Genomic DNA, 287 nt, shown 5'->3' with positions numbered 1-287 from the left:
GGCTGGAAATTGGTGCACTCTCCTGCGTTGAGGAGAGCGCCGTCCGTTTTAGTTTTGAAATTGTCTGCCACGGAACGGTAGCGCAAGGGTGCGATTTACATATCGTCTATAAACCCGCCCAGGCCTGGTGTTGGGATTGCAGCCAGGTGGTGGAGATTCATCAGCACGATGCGCAGTGTCCGATCTGTCATGGCGAGCGGTTGCGTGTCGATACCGGCGATTCGCTAATCGTCAAAAGTATTGAAGTTGAATAACCGGAGTTAACAATGTGTATTGGCGTTCCAGGC

1 protein-coding gene is annotated in these 287 nt (G+C 52.3%); it reads left to right on the top strand.

What is annotated here, in order from left to right:
- On the top strand, window positions 1–254 hold a 254-nt coding region (gene hypA / locus LZP73_RS20530), incomplete at its 5' end, for a hydrogenase maturation nickel metallochaperone HypA (protein ID WP_234236818.1).
- Window positions 255–287: the final 33 nt, after the last annotated feature.

This window comes from Shewanella sp. AS16 (genome assembly GCF_021412365.1).
GTDB lineage: Bacteria > Pseudomonadota > Gammaproteobacteria > Enterobacterales > Shewanellaceae > Shewanella > Shewanella salipaludis.
Note: the sequence above shows the minus strand (reverse complement) of the source record. Positions and strands in the feature narration are given on the sequence as shown.